The organism is Catonella sp. (assembly GCF_052169795.1).
Lineage (GTDB): Bacteria > Bacillota > Clostridia > Lachnospirales > Lachnospiraceae > Catonella.
This window is the reverse complement of record NZ_JBQNBU010000108.1, coordinates 1-5,925: the sequence shown is the minus strand read 5'-3', so window position 1 is coordinate 5,925 and position 5,925 is coordinate 1. Positions and strand designations below refer to the sequence as shown.

The following is a 5,925-nucleotide window of genomic DNA, read 5'->3' as shown; positions in this document are numbered from 1 at the left end:
TTTAGAAGTAACAAGATAGGGATATTATAATATATTTTGAATTTTCAGACAATGATAAAGTGCACAAAGTTTAGGAGTTTTCATGTACAGAATAGACAAAATTAAAACATTTATCAAACTAAGTCCAAAAGTATTATATGGCTGATAAGAGATGAACTGAAAAGAAATTTGATTGTTGTAATTTATAGGGGATTTTGTATAATGTATGTATAGGAAATTCCTTAGTATGTGAAAGTTTTAACGGAGGATATTATGAAGGTAGAAATCAGTAATTTTGGGAAAGCAAAGGATGGGTCTGATATAAGATGTTATACATTGACCAATGAAAATGGGATGAGGGTAAGTTTGTTAAACTTGGGTGCCATTATTAAAGACATAATTGTGCCTGATAAAAACGGAAAGCTCGTTGATGTTAACCTTGGCTATGATAATGTAGCCGGATATTATGATAATGCAGAAGCTCTTGGAAGCTTTGTAGGTAGAAATGCAAACAGAATAGGGGGAGCTGAAGTTACTATAGCCGGAATTACCTACGAACTTGAAAAAAATGATGGAGAAAATAACCTTCACAGCGGATCAGACCGTTCTCATTATATGCTTTTTGATGCAGAAGTTCTTGAAGATGAATTTGCAACAAGAGTTAGATTTATGCATACTTTTAAGGATATGGAACAAGGATTTCCGGGGAAGGCTGAACTTAGTATAACCTATACTTTAACAGAGGGAAATGAACTGATTCTTGAATATAGAGGGATTTCCGACAAAGATACAGTAATCAATCCTACTAATCACAGTTATTTTAACTTAGATGGAGAAGGTGATATTCTTAAACATAAAATGTATGTAAATGCGGATAAGTTTACTGCAATAGCATCTAATATGATACCTACAGGTGAGATTGTAGATGTAGAGAATACTCCTATGGATTTTAGGAAGATGAAGGAAATTGGAGAGGGGATTGATTCAGATTATAATTATATAAAGATAGCAAGGGGATATGATCATAACTTTGTATTAAATGGTACAGAGGGTGACATTGTAAAGGTGGCAGAACTTTATTCGGATAAGACAGGAATTTCAATGGAAGTAATGACAGATTTGCCGGGAATGCAGGTATATACTGCTAATTTTCTTGAAAATAAAAAAGGTAAGGCAGGAGCTGTTTATAATCCGAGAGCCGGAGTCTGCTTTGAAACACAGTATTTTCCAAATGCCTGCAACGAAAAAAACTTTAAGTCAAGCATAATAAGTGCAGGTAAGGAGTATAGAAGTACAACTGTATTTAAGTTTAATGTTAAGGAATGATGAAAAAACTGGTAGGCGATGAGCCTACCAGTTTTGTGTTACAGAGAAGAAATTATTTGTTTTAAGTCTTTTAATATCTTCTTTATCAATTACAAGCTTCTTAAGCACAGGATCATTTTCTTTAAGCGGCTTTATGCTAAGTAACATTTTACATGACAGTGGAGTTATAGGGCGGAAAGATACCCCTGTAAACTGTCCTAGTTTAGTATCGGTCGGGGTGAAATTTTCAAGTATATTTATAGTGATTTTTTCGATTGGAGTAGCCTTGTGTTTCATATAAATATTGGTGATGATATGGTGAAATTCAATGGTTCCCTCGTAGGCATTTTCACAAAAAATATAATCATCTACATTTTTTACATTCATATAAATTTCAGCTTTATGACAGTTGGCTGTACACTCTGTTTTTTCAAGAATTTTAAGAACAGAGGTATTTAGTGAGTTATTTCTTGCATCCCAGAAATAAAGATAAAGTTTTTTACTGCTGTAAAACTGTGGAATGATGAGGTCTGCCTGAGGTGGAATGGATTTTTCAGTTTTTTCTTTTAGAGCTTCTATAAAATATTCCAGTGGCACTTGAAGTACCTTTGCAATCTCAACAAGGGTAGCTACATCAATGCTTATTTCCCCTTTTTCATATTTTGCAAGAGTAGTATTGCTCTTATTTATCAAATTAGCTAATTCTATCTGTGTAAAATGCCTATTTATTCGACAATTTTTAATAGCATTTCCCAGTGTAACTTCTATATTATTCATATTTACCTCTAATTCACTAAAAATCAAATAATTTATTGTTAAAATCTACATAAAACTAAAAAACATAATATAGTATATAAAAGTATTATAAAATCTATTATAAGTAAAAATTAATGGAAATTAATAAAATAATTCTATTTAGAATAAAACTAATATCATTTTACAACATAACTTAAATAATGTAAACTAAATTTGTATTAAAAGAAGTACAAAATGTAACTCTTCCTAATGAGTAGAATACAAAATGTCTACGAGTTGGGCAAAGCTGAAGAGTTACGACAGAATATTAAAGATGGGAGGAAGGAAATACATGAAAAAACCGGTTATTGGAATATCAGGAAGTCTGATAATTGATGCTTCAGGTAATTTTGCAGGTTATAAGAGATCCTATGTAAACAATGACTACATTCTTTCTGTAATAAAGAATGGCGGAATACCATTTATCATTCCATTTAACGAGAATGAAGAGGTTATTAAGGCTCAGATGGAAATGGTAGACGGACTCCTGCTTTCAGGTGGTCAGGATGTTACTCCCAAGAATTACGGAGAGGAGCCTATGCCAAAGCTTGGTGATATTTTTCCTGAGAGAGATGATTTTGAATACGGTCTTCTTAAGGCTGCACTTGAAGCCAAGAAGCCTGTGCTTGGAATTTGCAGAGGAGCACAGATTATCAATACTTATTTTAAGGGAAGTTTGTATCAAGATTTAAGCTATATGGGTATAGAAACTCTTAAGCACAATCAGGTAAATACTCCGGCAAGGGTAACACATTCGGTTACTGTAGATAAGAATTCAAAACTGTTTGAAATCTTTGGTGAGGAGAAATTTATGATAAATTCTTTCCATCATCAGGCAATTAAAGAGGTTGGTGCTGGTCTTGTTAAGAGGGCAGAGGCTCCGGATGGAGTTATTGAGGCTATCGAGAAGACAGATTATCCTTTCCTTATAGGAGTACAGTGGCATCCTGAGATGTTGCATGAGTCGGTAGAAATGATGAATAAATTATTTGAAAGATTTATAAAGGAGGCTTCTAATGAATAAAAAGATGAAATTTTGGTCGATAGTATTTCTTACTATCAATTCAGTAATAGGTACGGGTATCTTCCTATCTCCGGGTGGAGTTACTAAGCAGGCAGGAAGTATGGCACCTTTCATTTATCTTTGTGCAGCTGTGTTTGCAGCAGTACTTGCAGTAACTTTTGCAGCAGCTAGTAAATATGTAGTAAAAAATGGTGCAGCTTATTCTTATGCAAAGGCAGCGTTTGGAGCAAATACTGGTATGTTCATCGGTGTAACCAGATATGTATCTGCAAGTATTGCGTGGGGGGTTATGGCTACAGCTGTAATAAAAAATGCACTTTCAATACTTGGAATGGACTCTAAAAATCTTGTAAATGTAACTGTAGGATTTTTAGTGCTTATGCTCATATTATTTATAATAAATGTTAAAGGAACTGCTTTCCTCACTCTTATAAGCGACCTTTCAACCGCAGGTAAAGTAGCAGCTCTTGCGATTACCATAGTAGCAGGTATTGTTATTATATTAATTACAGGTGAAAATCATATTACAGATGTAGATATGCTTAAAAATGCAGATGGTGGAGCTTTAATTCCTGAGATGGATGCAACTATGTTTGTAACTGCTGTGATTTCAGCTTTCTATGCATTTACCGGTTTTGAGAGTGTGGCTTCAGGTGCAAGTGATATGGAAAATCCTGAGAAGAATCTTCCAAGAGCTATTCCTCTTGCTATTGGTGTAATTGCAGCTATTTACTTTGGTATAGTACTTGTTGCAATGATGATAAATCCTGTTGCTCTTGTACAGTCAGATGAGGTTGTTATCCTTGCTGCAGTATTTGGAAATAAAATAATCAGAGGAATTATAATTATAGGTGCCCTTATCTCTATGTTCGGTATAAATGTAGCTTCATCTTTCCATGCTCCAAGAGTATGTGAAGCTATGGCTAAAGACGGTGTTCTTCCTGCTTTTCTTGGAAAGCGTAATGCTAAAGATATTCCTTTGAATGCATTTATTCTTACAGCAGCACTTGCAATAGTTGTACCAATGTCATTTATGTATGATATGCAGGGTATAATGATAATCAGCTCAATTGCCAGATTTGCACAGTTTATCATAGTTCCTCTTGGTGTAATTGTGTTCTTTATGGGCAAGCAGAAGGAAGAAATTATTGATGCTAAGAAAAATGTTATTACAGATGTAGTTTTACCGATAATTTCAGTAGCTCTTACAGTTCTCCTCCTTTACAAATTTAACTGGAAAGGACAGTTCTCAGTTACAGGTGAAGACGGAGTAGCACATCTTAACTGGTATGCTATTACAGCTATGATAATAGGTTATGTAGTTCTTCCTATTATTGCATACTTCCATTTGAACTCTAAAAAGAAATAAGATTAACAAAATATCTTCCCATAGTCATAGATTAAAAATTGATTTGCTTAATTATATTATTCAAATTCAGAGACCTGTGACTATGGGATGAATAATTTTAGATTAAAGAGGTGAAAATTTTGAAAGGAATAAATACAAAGATGCTTCATGGCTATCCTGTAATAGATGGCTACACAGGTGCAGCATCCATACCTAAGTATCAGACTTCAACATTTGATCAGAAGAGCTGCTATGTAGACGGTAAAAAATATAGCTACTCAAGATTTGGAAATCCAACCGTAATGGCACTTGAAAGTGCTGTAGCTAAGCTTGAGGGAGCAAAGCATGGTCTTGTGTTCTCATCAGGAATGGCAGCTATAAGCAATGTGCTGATGCTGGCAGGAGCAGGGGGACATGTGATTTTCCCTAGTGAAGTTTATGGAGGTACTTTCCAGTTTGCTACGGAGGTTATGCCAAGACTTTCAATGGAAGTTTCGCTTCTGGATTATGATGATTTAGAACTTGTAGAGAGCAGTATTAAAGAAAATACCAAGATACTCTACATTGAAACTCCATCCAATCCGCTTCTTAAGGTTTCTGATATCAGAAAACTTGTGGAGATAGCAAAGAGACATAACTTGATAACAATAGCCGACAATACTTTTATGACACCGTTTTATCAGCGTCCTCTTGAATTGGGAGTAGATATTGTTGTAGAAAGTATGACAAAGTTCATAAACGGTCACAGTGATGTAGTAGCAGGTATGATAGCTACTAACAGTGATGAGTATGTAGGTTGCCTCGGACTTTTTCAGAAAAACTTCGGTGCTATAATGGGAGTTGAAGATGCGTGGTTAGTTCTTCGAGGAATGAAGACTATGGGACTCCGTATGGAAAAGTCTGTATCTAATGCAGCGGCTATTTCAGAGTTTTTAGCTAAGCAGGAGAAGATTAAGACTGTATATTATCCGGGTATACCTACCTGTAGATATTATAAAATACATATGAGTCAGGCAAGCTCAGGTGGTGCTGTGCTTTCGTTCAAGTTCTACAAGAAAGAGGATATGGATAAATTTATAGAAAAGATAAAGATACCTATCTTTGCTGTAAGTCTTGGTGGAGTAGAGTCAATCATTTCACATCCTGCCACAATGTCCCACAAGTGTATGTCTAAAGAGGATAGGCTTAAGTATGGAGTGACTGATGAAATTTTGAGGCTGTCATGTGGTATTGAGGATATTGAGGATTTAATAGAGGATTTAGGTCAGGCTTTGGCTGATTAAGAACTTTGATTTACGCAAAATTTATTTTAGTAAAAATGATTATTTCCGCATTTTCTTTTAGGAGAAAATGCGGAAATTTTTAAAGTATACTTGACAATTAGTATATACAAGTATATACTTTAAAAATAAGATGAAAAAATTAAACTGATGAAAAAATTAAACTGATGAAAAAATTAAACTGATGAAAAAAT

5 protein-coding genes are annotated in these 5,925 nt (G+C 34.4%); 4 read left to right on the top strand and 1 reads right to left on the bottom strand.

The window, feature by feature from the left end:
• The first annotated feature begins 252 nt into the window (after positions 1 to 252).
• Complete coding sequence (locus ACTTKP_RS10835; protein ID WP_442553915.1) at positions 253 to 1,305, top strand: aldose epimerase family protein; 1,053 nt, start codon at positions 253 to 255, stop codon at positions 1,303 to 1,305.
• Positions 1,306 to 1,329: 24 nt separating this feature from the next.
• Here the strand turns inward: ACTTKP_RS10835 and ACTTKP_RS10830 are convergent, their stop codons facing one another.
• Positions 1,330 to 2,061 carry a helix-turn-helix domain-containing protein gene (locus ACTTKP_RS10830; RefSeq protein ID WP_442553914.1) on the bottom strand — a complete coding sequence of 244 codons (732 nt, stop codon included), beginning with the start codon at positions 2,059 to 2,061 and terminating at the stop codon, positions 1,330 to 1,332.
• A 310-nt stretch (positions 2,062 to 2,371) separates the two neighbouring features.
• Here ACTTKP_RS10830 and ACTTKP_RS10825 point away from each other — a divergent pair, with 310 nt between their 5' ends.
• From ACTTKP_RS10825 to ACTTKP_RS10815, 3 genes are all read left to right on the top strand, one after another.
• The gene (locus tag ACTTKP_RS10825; protein WP_442553913.1) at positions 2,372 to 3,103 is read left to right on the top strand and encodes a gamma-glutamyl-gamma-aminobutyrate hydrolase family protein; all 732 of its coding nucleotides are present in this window, start codon (positions 2,372 to 2,374) and stop codon (positions 3,101 to 3,103) included.
• Positions 3,096 to 4,472, top strand: coding sequence for an APC family permease (locus tag ACTTKP_RS10820; RefSeq protein ID WP_442553912.1), 1,377 nt, complete (start codon positions 3,096 to 3,098; stop codon positions 4,470 to 4,472). The genes ACTTKP_RS10825 and ACTTKP_RS10820 overlap by 8 nt, the downstream gene beginning before the upstream one ends.
• A gap of 119 nt (positions 4,473 to 4,591) precedes the next feature.
• A complete protein-coding gene (locus ACTTKP_RS10815; protein ID WP_442553911.1) occupies positions 4,592 to 5,734 on the top strand; it encodes a trans-sulfuration enzyme family protein in 1,143 nt (380 codons plus the stop codon).
• The last annotated feature ends 191 nt before the right edge of the window (positions 5,735 to 5,925 follow it).

Bases quoted from the DNA above. Each gene is read 5' to 3' on its own strand.
- ACTTKP_RS10835 (WP_442553915.1), top strand. From the start codon at position 253: ATGAAGGTAGAAATCAGTAATTTTGGGAAAGCAAAGGATGGGTCTGAT.
- ACTTKP_RS10830 (WP_442553914.1), bottom strand. From the start codon at position 2,061: ATGAATAATATAGAAGTTACACTGGGAAATGCTATTAAAAATTGTCGA.
- ACTTKP_RS10825 (WP_442553913.1), top strand. From the start codon at position 2,372: ATGAAAAAACCGGTTATTGGAATATCAGGAAGTCTGATAATTGATGCT.
- ACTTKP_RS10820 (WP_442553912.1), top strand. From the start codon at position 3,096: ATGAATAAAAAGATGAAATTTTGGTCGATAGTATTTCTTACTATCAAT.